General features: G+C 45.0%; 14 protein-coding genes. 5 read left to right on the forward strand and 9 right to left on the reverse strand.

Going from position 1 to position 13322, the window contains the following annotated elements; genetic code table 11:
• Positions 1 to 107 precede the first annotated feature (107 nt).
• The 4 genes from J8L84_RS05225 (at position 108) to hemW (ending at position 4806) form a co-directional block, all read left to right on the forward strand.
• Positions 108 to 1277, forward strand: a complete 1170-nt coding sequence (locus tag J8L84_RS05225) for a CCA tRNA nucleotidyltransferase (protein WP_211069768.1) — start codon at positions 108 to 110, stop codon at positions 1275 to 1277.
• 260 nt (positions 1278 to 1537) lie between these two features.
• On the forward strand, positions 1538 to 2788 hold the full coding sequence (gene srmB / locus J8L84_RS05230) for an ATP-dependent RNA helicase SrmB (protein WP_211069769.1): 1251 nt from the start codon (positions 1538 to 1540) through the stop codon (positions 2786 to 2788).
• Between the two features lie 283 nt (positions 2789 to 3071).
• Complete coding sequence (locus tag J8L84_RS05235; RefSeq protein ID WP_211069770.1) at positions 3072 to 3674, forward strand: XTP/dITP diphosphatase; 603 nt, start codon at positions 3072 to 3074, stop codon at positions 3672 to 3674.
• On the forward strand, positions 3667 to 4806 hold the full coding sequence (hemW, locus tag J8L84_RS05240) for a radical SAM family heme chaperone HemW (RefSeq protein WP_211069771.1): 1140 nt from the start codon (positions 3667 to 3669) through the stop codon (positions 4804 to 4806). Before J8L84_RS05235 ends, hemW begins: the two co-directional genes overlap by 8 nt.
• A gap of 50 nt (positions 4807 to 4856) precedes the next feature.
• Here hemW and J8L84_RS05245 read toward each other — a convergent pair whose 3' ends face one another.
• The 8 genes from J8L84_RS05245 to J8L84_RS05280 all read right to left on the reverse strand — a co-directional run bounded on the left by J8L84_RS05245 (position 4857) and on the right by J8L84_RS05280 (position 11834).
• Positions 4857 to 5666 (reverse strand): DUF2884 family protein, encoded by an 810-nt coding sequence (locus J8L84_RS05245; RefSeq protein WP_211069772.1) that lies wholly within the window; start codon positions 5664 to 5666, stop codon positions 4857 to 4859.
• Positions 5667 to 5867: 201 nt separating this feature from the next.
• Positions 5868 to 6395, reverse strand: coding sequence for a DUF1566 domain-containing protein (locus tag J8L84_RS05250; RefSeq protein WP_211069773.1), 528 nt, complete (start codon positions 6393 to 6395; stop codon positions 5868 to 5870).
• A 2-nt stretch (positions 6396 to 6397) separates the two neighbouring features.
• Positions 6398 to 8116, reverse strand: a complete 1719-nt coding sequence (locus tag J8L84_RS05255) for a DUF1566 domain-containing protein (RefSeq protein WP_247670605.1) — start codon at positions 8114 to 8116, stop codon at positions 6398 to 6400.
• 209 nt (positions 8117 to 8325) lie between these two features.
• Positions 8326 to 8817, reverse strand: coding sequence for a PAS domain-containing protein (locus tag J8L84_RS05260; RefSeq protein ID WP_211069775.1), 492 nt, complete (start codon positions 8815 to 8817; stop codon positions 8326 to 8328).
• Complete coding sequence (locus J8L84_RS05265) at positions 8817 to 9812, reverse strand: response regulator (RefSeq protein ID WP_211069776.1); 996 nt, start codon at positions 9810 to 9812, stop codon at positions 8817 to 8819. The genes J8L84_RS05260 and J8L84_RS05265 overlap by 1 nt, the downstream gene beginning before the upstream one ends.
• A 184-nt stretch (positions 9813 to 9996) precedes the next feature.
• Complete coding sequence (locus J8L84_RS05270) at positions 9997 to 10716, reverse strand: LrgB family protein (protein ID WP_211069777.1); 720 nt, start codon at positions 10714 to 10716, stop codon at positions 9997 to 9999.
• On the reverse strand, positions 10709 to 11155 hold the full coding sequence (locus tag J8L84_RS05275; RefSeq protein ID WP_211070030.1) for a CidA/LrgA family protein: 447 nt from the start codon (positions 11153 to 11155) through the stop codon (positions 10709 to 10711). Before J8L84_RS05275 ends, J8L84_RS05270 begins: the two co-directional genes overlap by 8 nt.
• A gap of 346 nt (positions 11156 to 11501) precedes the next feature.
• Positions 11502 to 11834 carry a DUF3718 domain-containing protein gene (locus J8L84_RS05280; RefSeq protein WP_061997219.1) on the reverse strand — a complete coding sequence of 111 codons (333 nt, stop codon included), beginning with the start codon at positions 11832 to 11834 and terminating at the stop codon, positions 11502 to 11504.
• Between the two features lie 239 nt (positions 11835 to 12073).
• On the opposite strand from J8L84_RS05280, the gene J8L84_RS05285 reads away from it, so the two are divergent.
• Positions 12074 to 12733 (forward strand): hypothetical protein, encoded by a 660-nt coding sequence (locus J8L84_RS05285; RefSeq protein ID WP_057793571.1) that lies wholly within the window; start codon positions 12074 to 12076, stop codon positions 12731 to 12733.
• A gap of 21 nt (positions 12734 to 12754) precedes the next feature.
• Here the strand turns inward: J8L84_RS05285 and J8L84_RS05290 are convergent, their stop codons facing one another.
• The gene (locus tag J8L84_RS05290) at positions 12755 to 13084 is read right to left on the reverse strand and encodes a hypothetical protein (RefSeq protein ID WP_211069778.1); all 330 of its coding nucleotides are present in this window, start codon (positions 13082 to 13084) and stop codon (positions 12755 to 12757) included.
• Between the last annotated feature and the right edge of the window lie 238 nt (positions 13085 to 13322).

Genomic DNA, 13322 nt, shown 5'->3' on the forward strand with positions numbered 1-13322 from the left:
ACGCGATTTAAACTACCAGAGCGTGAACAGAAGTCAAAGTGTGCTTATGTAAACTGCTTCTGTAATAATACCCATTGGCTTAAGAAAATTTACAATACAGAGGTTACATGCAGGTTTATTTAGTTGGCGGCGCGGTGCGCGACACCCTATTAGGGAGAACGGTTACCGAACGCGATTATGTGGTGGTAGGAGCAACACCTGCACAAATGCTAGCTAAAGGCTTCACCCAAGTGGGTAAAGACTTCCCTGTATTCTTACACCCTAAAACCTCGGAAGAATACGCACTTGCCCGCACCGAGCGTAAAATGGGCAGCGGCTATACTGGCTTTGAGTGCGACGCTTCTACCTCGGTTACTTTGGAAGAAGACCTAAAACGCCGCGACCTAACTGTAAATGCCATTGCCCGAGATCAAGACGGCGAACTTATCGACCCCTATCATGGCCAACAAGATTTACAAAATAAAGTGCTTCGTCATGTTTCAGACGCGTTCAGTGAAGACCCTTTGCGGGTATTTCGCGTAGCTCGTTTTGCCACCCGCTATGCCTATTTAGGCTTTACCATTGCTGAAGAAACCTTAAGCCTGATGACCGCCATGGCCAAGTCTGGTGAGTTAACCAGCCTAAGTGCAGAAAGAGTATGGCAAGAAACTAAGCGAAGTTTGCTTGAAGCCACCCCCGAAGTATTTTTCAAAACTTTAAAGTCTTGCCACGGCTTGAACGACTGGTTTGCAGAACTCAGTGGGTCTGAAAGCGCGTTTGATACTGGTATTCAGGCACTTCAACAAATTCAAACACGCACTCAAAGCCAGGGTTCCAATTATACAGCCCCGATAGAAGTGCGTTTTGCCGCGCTTTGTTCGGGCTTAACGTATAAACAGGTTCAGCAACTGTGTAAACGACTAAAAGTACAAAACACGGTGAGCGACATTGCCGAATTGGTGAGTGAGCACAAAGCTTCACTTATCAGCAGCGACAAACTAGAAGCCGATACCCTATTAACGGTGTTTAATAAAACCGATGCATGGCGACGACCTGAGCGCTTTAGTCTTTTTCTCAATGCCCTGCAGCCTATTGCAATGCAACTCTCTGATTCGAAACAAACCAGCACTATGAATTCATCACATTGGTCAGAGCGCCAAGCTTTGATAACGCAGACATTAGTGGCCGCCAATGGCGTGGATGTTCAGCACATTATTGCACAAGGATTTAAAGGCCCAGAAATTCGCGAAGCACTGAACAACGCTAAATTAGAGAAAATAAGCGCATTACTTTGCTAAGGCGATCACGTTTTTCCCTTATTAGTCGCAAGGGCAAATCTTACGAGAAAATCTCCCAGGTAAATCGCTCTCACAAGGCTCACTGAACACGCGCTGTAATAAATTAGTTTCTCATAGCGCGTTAAAAAGCGGCTTTCAACATGGATTTATGAGGTGTTCACACAAAACACTTCAGTAAATTATCTATTACGTGTTTTTTTTCTACGTTTTGTACCATAAATGCTACAATACGCCCCATTCAATATAAGCGTTTTTATACTATGACTTTCGAAGATCTCGAATTAGACGAAGAACTCTGCCACGCGGTGGCGGATATGGGCTACGAGAGCCCCACCAGCGTACAATCTTTGGTTATCCCCCATGCAATGGACGGGCGCGACATTTTAGCGTCTGCCCCTACTGGCACGGGTAAAACTGCCGCGTTCTTATTACCGGTTTGTCAGTTTTTACTCGACTACCCGCGTAAACAACCCGGTTCAACCCGCATTCTTATTCTTACGCCTACCCGCGAGCTCGCGCTTCAGGTGTATGAACAGGCTGTTGAGTTAACCAAACACACTGACATTGTTAGCGGTGTGATCACCGGTGGCATTAACTATGGTACCGACAGGGAAACCCTTAGCCAAAGCATTGATATTTTGGTGGCGACTCCAGGACGTCTGTTCGAGCACATTCAAAATGAAATGGCCGATTGTCGTGACATCGAGTGCCTTATACTTGATGAAGCCGACCGCATGCTAGACATGGGTTTTCGCACTATTGTGAACCAGATTGCGAGTGAAGCACGCTGGCGCAAACAGAACATGCTATTTTCTGCCACGTTAGAAGGTGGCGGTGTAAGTCAGTTTGCTAAAGATATTCTGCAAAATCCTGAAGTGATTGAAGCCTTTCCGTCACGCAAAGAAAAGAACAAAATTCATCAGTGGTACCACCTAGCTGATGACTTAAACCATAAAAAGGCATTGCTCGTTCATATATTAAAAGAACAAGCGACGACCACGGTTGTTTTTGTTAAAACCCGTGAACGCCTGCAAATGCTAAAAGATTACTTAGCATCGCAAGATATTATGGTGTGTTGGTTACAGGGTGAAATGCCACAAGATAAACGTATGGCAGCCTTAACGCGCTTTAAAAGTGGCGAAGTGCCAGTACTACTTGCCACCGATGTAGCCGCTCGAGGCATTGATGTGCCTGAAGTTAGCCATGTAATTAACTTCGATATGCCACGTAAGGCCGACGTATATGTTCACCGCATTGGCCGTACCGGCCGTGCTGGCGCCAAAGGCACCGCAATTTCATTGGTAGAAGCCCACGACTTCGAATTTATTACCAAAGCAGCACGCTACACCGAAGAGCCAATTAAAGCCCGTGTTATTGCCGAACTTCGTCCGCAAAACAAAGCACCCAAAATTGGCCCGAGAAAGAAAAAGCTAACCGCGAAAGACAAAGCAAAAGCCAAGTCTAAAGCGAAGCCAAAGAATAAAACCAAAGTACGCACCAAAAAGCGTTAACGCGATGAACTGATGCGTGGATAAGTGATCCTACCGTCTGCGTGCTAGACGATGACGAAATTGGCGAAGGCAAGGTTGGCGCGGGCAATCAGGTGTATTGGCTGCTCCGCAAACACGCGGTAAATACATCCCTGTACGCTCCGCCGCCGAATCCCTGCGGCGGAGGGTTTGCTACGCAGCCAACACACCTACTTGACCGCACTAGCTATCGTCCGGCAACACTGAATTCTAGGTTTACTACATCAGCAAACTAGCCAAAAATTAAATTTGTTAAGGTATTTTTATGACTTTTCCTCAAAAGATAGTGCTCGCGTCTGGTAATCAGGGCAAGGTGCGTGAGTTCACCAGCTTGTTTGCTGAATACGGTGTAGACGTTATTGCGCAGAAAGAATTGGGCGTGAAAGACGTGCCTGAAACCGGCACTACCTTTGTTGAGAATGCCATTATTAAAGCTCGTCATGCTGCCAAGGTAACAGGTTTACCCGCTATTGCAGACGATTCAGGTTTAGTGGTTGATGCTCTTGGCGGCGCGCCAGGCATTTATTCTGCCCGCTTTGCTGGCGAAGACGCTACCGACAGCGACAATATCGATAAGTTACTATCTGAGCTATCTGGTTCTGATAACCGCAAAGCTCACTTCTTTTGCACATTGGTGTTTATGCGCCACGCTGACGATCCGGTGCCACTAGTTAGCCAAGGTAAATGGGAAGGAGAAATTCTTAATGCCCGTGAAGGCGATGGTGGTTTTGGTTACGATCCTGTGTTTAACGTGCCGTCTCACAACTGCACTGCTGCTCAGTTAGATAAAACTGAAAAGAACCGTATTAGTCATCGCGGAAATGCCCTAGCTATATTATTAGAAACCATGAGAAACACCTTTGCGTAATCCTCCACTAAGTTTGTACGTGCATATTCCTTGGTGCGTACAAAAATGCCCTTACTGCGATTTTAATTCACACGGTTTAAAGTCTGCACTGCCTGAAAAAGAATACGTGGCTCACCTCCTTGATGACTTAGCCATAGATGCTAAGCGCATTGGCGATAGGCCAATTGAAACGATTTTCATTGGCGGTGGCACGCCTAGCTTATTTTCAGCCGAGGCGATGAGCGACTTAATTAAAGGGATTCGCACGCGGGTCAATTTGGCAGATGACGCTGAGATTACCATGGAAGCCAACCCTGGCACGGTGGAAAGTGGTCGTTTTGCGGGCTTTTATCAAGCCGGAATAAACCGTATATCAGTAGGTATACAAAGCTTTCAGCCTGCCCACTTAAAGGTGCTTGGCCGCATTCATGACGATACCCAAGCTATCGAGGCCATAAATCAAGCCCATAGTGCTGGCCTACCCACGTTTAACCTAGATTTAATGCACGGTTTGCCCGAGCAAAGTGTGGAAAATGCCATGTCTGATGTAGACAAAGCCTTGGCGTTATCACCCTATCATTTGTCGTGGTATCAGCTAACCATTGAGCCTAATACGCCCTTTTATTCACGTCCGCCTGAATTACCTGATGACGATATATTGTGGGATATTCAAGAACAAGGGCACGCACGATTAAAAGCGGCAGGTTACGAGCAATATGAGATTTCTGCTTACGCAAAAACGGGGCATCAGTGTCAGCATAATCTTAACTACTGGCGCTTTGGAGATTACTTAGGAATAGGCTGCGGTGCCCACGGCAAGATTACAGACATATCCACTGGCACGATTACGCGTACGGTTAAAATTAAGCATCCTCGTGGCTACATGGAAATAAGCCGCCCTTATTTAGATACTGAGACACTTGTACCTGCTGAAGACTTACCGTTTGAATTCTTTATGAACCGCTTTAGGTTGGTAGAGCCCTGCCCTATTGAGGATTACACCGCACTAACCGGTGTTGAACTGACAAAAGAATATCAAGACGCTTTGAAGGATGCCCAGACACAAGGGCTACTCGATATTACCGACACCCACTGGCAGGTAACCGCCAAAGGCAGACGCTACCTGAATACGTTACTGTCTTGTTTTGTATAAGTACGATTTGGGTTGGCTTGAATGATCAGAGCTTAGTGCGAGGCTAGCTGCTATTCCGTTTCTTCTGGGGAGTGGGAAGTAATAAGGTTATACGGTTGCAGTGCCGGAATGGAAGCGCGAAGCTTTTCTTCAGCAACATCTAATCGTTTTAGCTTGTTACAAATCCACTCTGCTTTATTTCGCAGGCTAGTTGCTTTGCTATTCATATCTCTTTCAAGCTGTTCGCCTACCGTGCCTAATTGACGGGTAATTTCAGCAACCTTCTCACTGTTCACTTCATCGCTGTTGGTATTGATCCCGCTAATAGCCGACAAGATACCACCTACCGAGGTAGAAATTGCCTCTTCCAGCTGAGCTTCAATTTCACTATCAACAAAATCGTCCACGCTTTCAAGCGATCCTGGGCCAATGAAATAGTGATTACTTGCATGGCGGAACTTGTCTTTAACTCTTACTTTTACTCGCTTCATGGCGCTATTTAAGCGCTCGTAGCTGTCGTGATCGCTTCCCACTAATCCTAAATAAACACTTTCAATAGTATCTACTGCTAAGTCGACACCCTCGGTAGCCAAAACAATCATTTTAGGTACTACGTAATGCAGACCGTGGGCGTACTCTCCTAACCACTCGCTTTGTTCCGCGGTAAGGGTTTGCCAACGCCCATTAATAAAAAGTTGAGTTTGATCGTTAATTTGCACCCGCGTGCGGGACTTTTCCATAACGCGAAGTTGAGTGTCGTTTACAGCTAAGCCATAAGCAAAGTCAATGTTGCACGCAATTTCTGCCGAGGCTGGTTTAACCCACCCAACAAGTAGCACGGTGCTTACAATACCTAGTAAAAGGCGTTCAAAATATTTCATGAGACTATTGTGGCTAGCTTGCACGCAAATAGGAAGGTGACATGAGTCTAAACTGCGAAAAATCAGGGTGAAGTATCAAGGTAAACATGGATGCCTGCTAGCAATAAGAAAAGCGCGCATTATAAGTGCGCGCTTTCGCATTTCCTACCTTACAACCTTAGCATTAGTCTAAAGTATAATTTGAAGGTTTGTGCACATTCGCTAATCGTTTGTGTACGTTCGCACCAATCTTACGTAAATAAAGCGATCTTTCTCTTTAATTGAATGGCTCGCATTGAAGAAAGCCACTACCCAAGCCCTGTCAGGATCGTCAACTGAAGGAGTAGAAGTCCAGAAGTCATCGGGTGGTGTTTCGGGGAACATAGTGCTGTTCACCGCGGGGCGTACACAGTCACGCTCAACAATGGTGGCTAGTTCTTTAACATTGGGAAGTCGCCATCCTAATAGGTCTTCGTCACTGGCCGCTTGCGCTAACTTTAATGCTTGCTGCCACGTGTACTTCACGGCTTCGCCATCACAAGTAGATCCGTCCCACGTTTGGCCTTCCGCACAGCGCTCCCACACCAAGTCCGTTGGCTCATGTAACACCGTACTACTGGTGATGGTGGTAAAGTCATCATCCGGTGTGGTTTCAAGCCCATCTGACAAACAGGTTTGAGCAGACAAACTAGTAGAAACTAACATCAACGATGCTGCTAATGGTGCTAATACAGGTGCTAAGATTTTCATGATTATCTCCCCGCTCTTACTAAGCGCACTTTTGCCGCCGAGGATTTATTTAAAAAGTTATCTACCCCAGAATCGAAATCCAGCGCCCATGCATTTTGCGCATCATCGCTATTTACGCCGTCGGCGCTAGGTACAGACGTCCAATACCACACTGGGTTTGCTGAAAGCACGCCCGTATACGGAAAGTAGTCTTCGTCAATTGTCATGCTATCTGAAATACCTAAATGCATAAGCGAGAAAAGCTCTTGGTGGGTTGGCATACGCCAGTCGTAAAACCCACATAGCCCTTGTGCATTAAGTGCCGTGACATAGGCTTGGGTATTACAACTGGTCAGCGAGCACACCGTATCGCTACCGCTTAAGTCACCTTCATAGCCACCATTAACATCGTCGCTATACCATGAATAAGTGTAGTCTTTATCTTGCAGTGTGCCGTCGTCGGTTTTCACTTCCCACACTAAGCCCGTTACGTTGTCGCGTACGCACGACCACGTATCTGCACTGGCATCCTGTTCATCACCATTGGCATTCAAACGAGTATAATCGAAGCCCGCTTTGCCCCTTCCTGCTTTCTCAATTAATCCATTTTGCTCAACAACATCTGCGCCACGTTGCCCATCTTGACCTGGCCACTCATTTTGTTGAGCTTCAGTCAGCGCATTATTAGTTGCTTGCTGCAACACGCCAGTATCATTAATTAACGGGGTGGGCATGGGGCGTACGCCCACATTAATGGTGTCTTCTACTTGATTACCGTTGGCATCGGTCACGGTTAATGTGTAAGCCACTACGGTATATTCAGTTACCGCAGGCGCGATAGCAAAAGTAGATAAATCATCTTCATCGTCTATCGCTTGAATATCTACGTTTTGGTTTAAGGTTGCTGCATCTGCTGCATTAACAGGTAGCGTTGTTGAAGATACGTTATTGCTGCGCTCCCAATCATAAGTAAGCGGTAACGAACTTGGAATACTGGTACTGGCATCGCCATCTAGTACAATAGTTTCACCACTAAATACGCCTTGCGAAGAACCTGCGTCAACCACGGGTAGCGTATCTGATTCTGACTGCACAAAAATAGTCACAGACTCCGTGTCGGTGGTACCCTCGCTGTCGGTGACTGTTAGTTCAAAACTTAGGGTCTGCGCATCATTGGCAATAGGCGTGACTATGGTAAGGGTTGATAAATTCGTTTCTTCACCGGTAATAACATTAGTGCCGTCGGTTTGCGTCCAGCTGTAATCAGAAATAGATGCACTGTCGTCGGCAGCGTCATCATCTGTACTGCTACTACCATCAAAAATAACTTCTACGCCACCAGGGAAATTATTTGCGTCTAGTCCATCCCACTCAGGTACTTCAATAATCGCCTCTGGGGCTATATTAATCGGCACTACAGTAATAACCGTTAAATCACTGGCTTCGTTGCCCCCAGTGTCGTTCACCGTTACCGTAATCGTATATTCGGTGGCACTAGATACGCTTGGCGCTTCAAAGCTAGCAGCAGAATCGCTCGTGTCTTCGTGCGTGATAGTCAATGAAGGCGATGCCGACCAACGATAGGTATACTCTTCATTCCCGCCGCTCACTACCGCACTCAATGAATAGCTTGCCCCCTCGGTAACCGTTGCATCGTCACCGGCGTTAATCACTAAGTCACTATTGCCACCGCCACTGCCGCTATCTGAATCACCGCCTCCGCCGCCACATGCTGCTAACATAAAAACCGTAGCGGCTAGAATGAAATGCTTTGTCGAAGCAATAGCTTTTGCTTTCGCCTCTAAAGGCCATAAAAAGGGTGAGAGTAGAAACTGGAAAAACGTTCGCATAATGACTCCGGCAACACGCAGAACTACGGCCACGTGTTGATTAACTCGAATAAAAAATGGAGGGGTGGTTCGCATGTTACTTGTAGCGATTAAAGTGGATATTAGCGGGCGAGCTGATTTCGCTCTTGTGCTTCCGTCATATGCACTTGTATGGCCTCAAGCTGCTTTTTACCAACCGCAACATCTGTCATGTCGTAAATCATCATACTGATGTACTCAACATTTCCTGTAGCCGATATTAATGGCGACAGTGTGATGTTTTGATACATAAATGATTCACTACCTGTAATCGGCCGGTAGTTAGGAAACTTAAATAAATAAGGGCGCTGTTCCCAGGTCATAAAGGCTCTGGTTTTTAGCTCAAATACCGGTTTAGACTTTTGCTTAAACCAGTTTTCTTTAATGGTAGGAAATAAATCAAAAAGCGACTTATCACGAACGTCACTGGGCAACATACCACTATGACTTTCCATGAAGCCGTTCCAGACTTGAATTTTAAACTGTCGGTTTAGCACAACGATGCCAACATCAACCGTTTGCAGCATATCCATCATCCAATGGAATTCGAGTAAATCATCCAAATGCTGGCTCATTAGAAGTCCTCCAACAAGTGGGCAAGTTTCGAATTCATCATTTTCATCGACTCTTCTGTAAATAACAAAATCAAATCACATTGAACATTGTAACCTTCTAAGCCATAGCTTAGCTCAATGGCGAGGGTTCGTTTCCATCGAATCTGATTCATACTGATAATTTCAGTAATGGCTCTGTGCTGCCCTAAAACAATAGGATGTCCTTGGCTGAAGTTAACATCCATTTGTGTTGCTAGGCCAGTAAGGCAAGTGCCAATAAGAATACTGGCCGCATCCATTAAAAGTTCTAGCTGAAGCTGATCATCCACTTCGCCTTCCACATTTAAAATTTTTGCCACATCTTCAAAGCTAGAGTCACTCAAAATACAAATGGCTTCGCCACTGATTCCCGGCCCTAAAAAGCCCTGACACACGGCGGTAACTTGTTCATGACTTTCAATATCTGAAAGCATCATGTGCAATTCAGATACTTCAATAAGGTTTACGTTGGGGATAGGGAGTCGAACGAACACGTTCATGATACGCGCCAAGTGGTCACCGGCTTGACCCATGGCGATATTCGTTATTTCTTGGTAGCAGTCACGAATGTCGGGATCTAAAGGTGCGGCTTCAACAACAGGTTCTGGCTCACTGTGCAGTATGTCAAATTTATCGAGCACTTCAGCAAGGGTTTGAGGCGATACGGGCTTACGAATAAAGTCCAATGCCCCCAAGGCCGTTACTCTATCGTACGCTTCAGGTTGAATATCACCTGAAATTACAATGACCTTCGTGGACAAACCTTCGGCTTTAATTGCTTCTAGCGTGCCATAGCCATCAAGTATAGGCATGTTCAAATCAAGCAGCAGTAAGTCACCTTTTCCTTCTTTAAGCGCGACGAGAGCTTCCTGGCCATTCTTTGCAAAATGCACAGCAACTTCCCAGTCCTGAGGCAAACATTTTGCAACTTGTTTTCGAGCGACTAATGAGTCGTCACAGACGAGTACAGAAAACATTGAATAATCTTACCACCTAGCTTTTTGATAACAGTGAAAATTACAATGTGTTGTAATCAATACTGTATCGGCGTTAATACTTCGAACTGAAGCGATAAATTTTGACGGTTCATATATTGACCTGACACGTCGTAACTAACAATAGCACTTTCGAATGAAATGCTTTTATCCATTGTAGTCAATATTAAAGCGATGGTGAGAGAAAACTAAATAATAATGGCAAAATAATAGCGGTAAATATGCCGTTCACACATAAACCGAGTGTTGCCATGGCAGCCACTTCATCGCCCATGTGTAGAGATTTCGCGGTTCCTACCGCATGGGCAACAGTCCCAAGTGCAACACCTTGAGATTGAGTATCGGATACCTTAAAAATACGAAAAACACTTGTTGCCGCAATGGCACCCACCACACCGGTAGTAATCACAAACACAGCAGCAAGGGCAGGAATCCCCCCTATTTGAGCCGATGCTTCCATGGCCAGAGGTGTGGTAATAGACTTGGCTAACATGGTGAGTTGAATACTGATTGGCGAGTTGAATACCCACAGCGCTGCCCATGCCAAAATAGGCGCTACAATTCCACCAGCCATAATGCTTAGCAGCAAAGGTAAACCATAGTGACGCAAACGCTGCCATTGCCGGTAAATCGGCAATGCCAACGCGACGGTGACAGGGCCTAACAACCAATGTAGCAAGCCAGCAGACTGCTGGTAATGCGCCATAGCAGTATTTGATAAATACACAACCGAACCTACACTTAGCGCCGTAAAAATAAGTGGGTGAGAAATAGGGTAACGGTAATATTTTCGGTTTATGGCTAGCCCAATCCAATATAAAAGTAGCGTGATTGCAAGCCAAGCAACACCCGAAAGCGTAGCGGCATTTCTGATAGCCTCAATCATTTTCACTGCCCTTTTTTACGTCCTGTTGCTCGGTGTTTTGTTCGGCTATTTCTTGGTTGGCAGGTACTTGCGAAAAGTGCCCATGACGTGAGGCAAGTAGCTTTTCTGCTATTTTAGCGCTAATCCCCAAGCTAATGCAGGTAGTGAAAACGATGGCGATCCCAATAGCCCACCCGTTTTGTGCTATCTCTTTCCAATATGCGCTAACACCAAGAACCGCAGGTACAAACAACACCGACATATGACTGAGTAAGGGGGAAGCGGCACGCGCTACAAGAGGCTCTGCTTTAGGGACGATAAAAAGCACGGCCAGAAGAATGAGCAAGCCAGTAAGCGCGCCAGGCAATGGCAGCCCTGTTGAGGAAGACAGCCATGTCCCGAGGTAATAACACCCAAGTACTAATATCGCGCCGGTTATCCATTTTTGTAGTCCAACCATCACACTTCTTGTTCTCCTGAAAACACGGTAAATCTGTAGAAGAAGCACTTACCTCTCATCGAAAACAGTCTATCGGCTGAATGAATAGGACGCTAGTAAGACATTGGTCTTTATCGAGGTTTTTCTTTCTAAGCTGAATTAGGCAGAAATAGCCGGGCTATGCTCATTAAGGTTGTGCGCATTAGATTTATACCTAGAGGATTTGTGCGTAGAGGGCATGTGCGAAAAGGTATTACTCTTTTATTAATGGATTACGAAACCATTAAATAAAAAAAGAGCTACTGAAAAACAGTAGCTCCAAATCCAGGGATTTAAAATTCAATCATAACGTCTGATTTTCTTGCTATTAACGTTTCGCCGTTAAGACTGATTTATTAGCGTTCAGTCTACGTGCAAGATAATCGCCTGTTGACGTCGCGTTATGCGACTGGGCGAAAGAAAGCATATCTTCGCCGTTACACACTAATCCTTTGTGCAAATTTTTATAACTAATACGACTGCGTTTTACTGCTTTGTGCAACGCTAAACGATTATCTTCTTTTATCGCTTCACAAACTGCTACAAGGTCTTTTTCAGTACTTTCAGGATACCCATTTGCATTGGCTAGGCTTGCAGATAACGCAAGTGTGATCCCAAGACCAAACAAAGCAGGTAATCTAACGTGGCGTGACATATCCATATCAAGTTCCTCAAATGAGATTAGTTAAATGATGCGTCGACAACTACTTTTGTCTTCGCGAGCATAAACTAGTGAAAAAATATGACATTCGCGCTATAAAAAGGTTAAAACTCTGTTACGTGAGACCAAGCGATAAACGGACGATAAAAGCCGATAATTAACCATACTAAAACGCTTACTGGTCGCGGGTTGCACACACTTTGATACAAGTCACTCAGTCATTAGACAAGGAGGTAATCATGTTAGAACAGCAAAAATACCATCATATTAGAGAACAAATGCGCCCAGGCGATATTATCGCTTTTGGCGGAAATAGCCTTTTTTCTCGCTGGACAAAGTTAACTACGCGCTCAGCCGTTACGCACATTGCCATTGTTATGCAAACCAAAATGCGTGATGAAGCGTCTGGTCGATACTTTAATCAAGTTATGGAAGCTACCGTCTATGAAGGAAAAAAAGGCGTGATGACTAATCGATTAAGTGAGCGGGTGCATACTTACGACGGCGACATGTGGTGGTTGCCGTTAGGTGAATCCGCTCGCAATATGTTCGAGCAAAACAAGCGTGAATTCTTTAATTTCATGTTTGCTCAAGAAGGGAAAGCTTATGATGTACTACAACTTTTCGGCTCCGCTGTAGACGCATTAGATAGCCACCCTATATTAGGAAGCATTAGCTACAACCAAGAAGACTTCAGTAGTTGGTTTTGTTCCGAATTAATTGCCGAGGGGCTAGAAACCGCAGGGATTATCAATAGCGTTAACGCATCAGAAGTCACGCCGGTAGATATTTGTAGGTTTTCAATATTTGAACAGCGCTATGTGCAACTTAAGGGAGAAGCACGGCCAATAGCGGGGTTTAATACGCAGTTGGCAGATAACTGGGGGCAGGTTTGCTGACCCCACTATAATTTCTAATGACTAGAAAATGCTATCTTGATGGATTTTGATGAACATGCTGGTACCGATTTTTGTGTAATCGATTTTGTATTCTTTCCCATTAAGGGTTTGAATAAAGACTAAGGTTTTTTCATCACCAAATACATCTCCTGTTGTAATGTCAACAAGCTCCATGTCCATCATTTTGGCATCACGCTTGTTGTCAGGGATTTTCCCTTCGTATTGCTTGATACCTTTGTAAGTAACAATAATGGGCGGATTTTCGTCGCCATTGGTTACTAACAAGTCTAATTTTCGAATTTTATGGATAATGGTATTTCTACCGCTTATCAGGTAGGCCTTCTCTGTCATTCTTTTCTCCGCGCCAGTTCGCCCTGTTCAGGAAAATTTCAATTTTATTAAGATAGCAAATTTTGAGACTATGTGCACAGCATAACCTATTGGCGATAGGTTATTATCTCTACTTAAAGTATAAGCATAAAACGACGTTCACGCGTATAAAAGCATCTATCATCAATTAAAAAATGTTATTTCACGTAGCTAATACTCAGGTTAGCCATTCGCTAGCATTATTATGACCTGCGAAGAC

Source organism: Alteromonas sp. MMG017, from assembly GCF_018100795.1.
Lineage (GTDB): Bacteria > Pseudomonadota > Gammaproteobacteria > Enterobacterales > Alteromonadaceae > Alteromonas.

Bases quoted from the DNA above. Each gene is read 5' to 3' on its own strand.
- J8L84_RS05225 (WP_211069768.1), top strand. From the start codon at position 108: ATGCAGGTTTATTTAGTTGGCGGCGCGGTGCGCGACACCCTATTAGGG.
- srmB (WP_211069769.1), top strand. From the start codon at position 1,538: ATGACTTTCGAAGATCTCGAATTAGACGAAGAACTCTGCCACGCGGTG.
- J8L84_RS05235 (WP_211069770.1), top strand. From the start codon at position 3,072: ATGACTTTTCCTCAAAAGATAGTGCTCGCGTCTGGTAATCAGGGCAAG.
- J8L84_RS05245 (WP_211069772.1), bottom strand. From the start codon at position 5,666: ATGAAATATTTTGAACGCCTTTTACTAGGTATTGTAAGCACCGTGCTA.
- J8L84_RS05250 (WP_211069773.1), bottom strand. From the start codon at position 6,395: ATGAAAATCTTAGCACCTGTATTAGCACCATTAGCAGCATCGTTGATG.
- J8L84_RS05255 (WP_247670605.1), bottom strand. From the start codon at position 8,116: ATGTTAGCAGCATGTGGCGGCGGAGGCGGTGATTCAGATAGCGGCAGT.
- J8L84_RS05260 (WP_211069775.1), bottom strand. From the start codon at position 8,817: ATGAGCCAGCATTTGGATGATTTACTCGAATTCCATTGGATGATGGAT.
- J8L84_RS05265 (WP_211069776.1), bottom strand. From the start codon at position 9,812: ATGTTTTCTGTACTCGTCTGTGACGACTCATTAGTCGCTCGAAAACAA.
- J8L84_RS05270 (WP_211069777.1), bottom strand. From the start codon at position 10,716: ATGATTGAGGCTATCAGAAATGCCGCTACGCTTTCGGGTGTTGCTTGG.
- J8L84_RS05275 (WP_211070030.1), bottom strand. From the start codon at position 11,155: ATGGTTGGACTACAAAAATGGATAACCGGCGCGATATTAGTACTTGGG.
- J8L84_RS05280 (WP_061997219.1), bottom strand. From the start codon at position 11,834: ATGGATATGTCACGCCACGTTAGATTACCTGCTTTGTTTGGTCTTGGG.
- J8L84_RS05285 (WP_057793571.1), top strand. From the start codon at position 12,074: ATGTTAGAACAGCAAAAATACCATCATATTAGAGAACAAATGCGCCCA.
- J8L84_RS05290 (WP_211069778.1), bottom strand. From the start codon at position 13,084: ATGACAGAGAAGGCCTACCTGATAAGCGGTAGAAATACCATTATCCAT.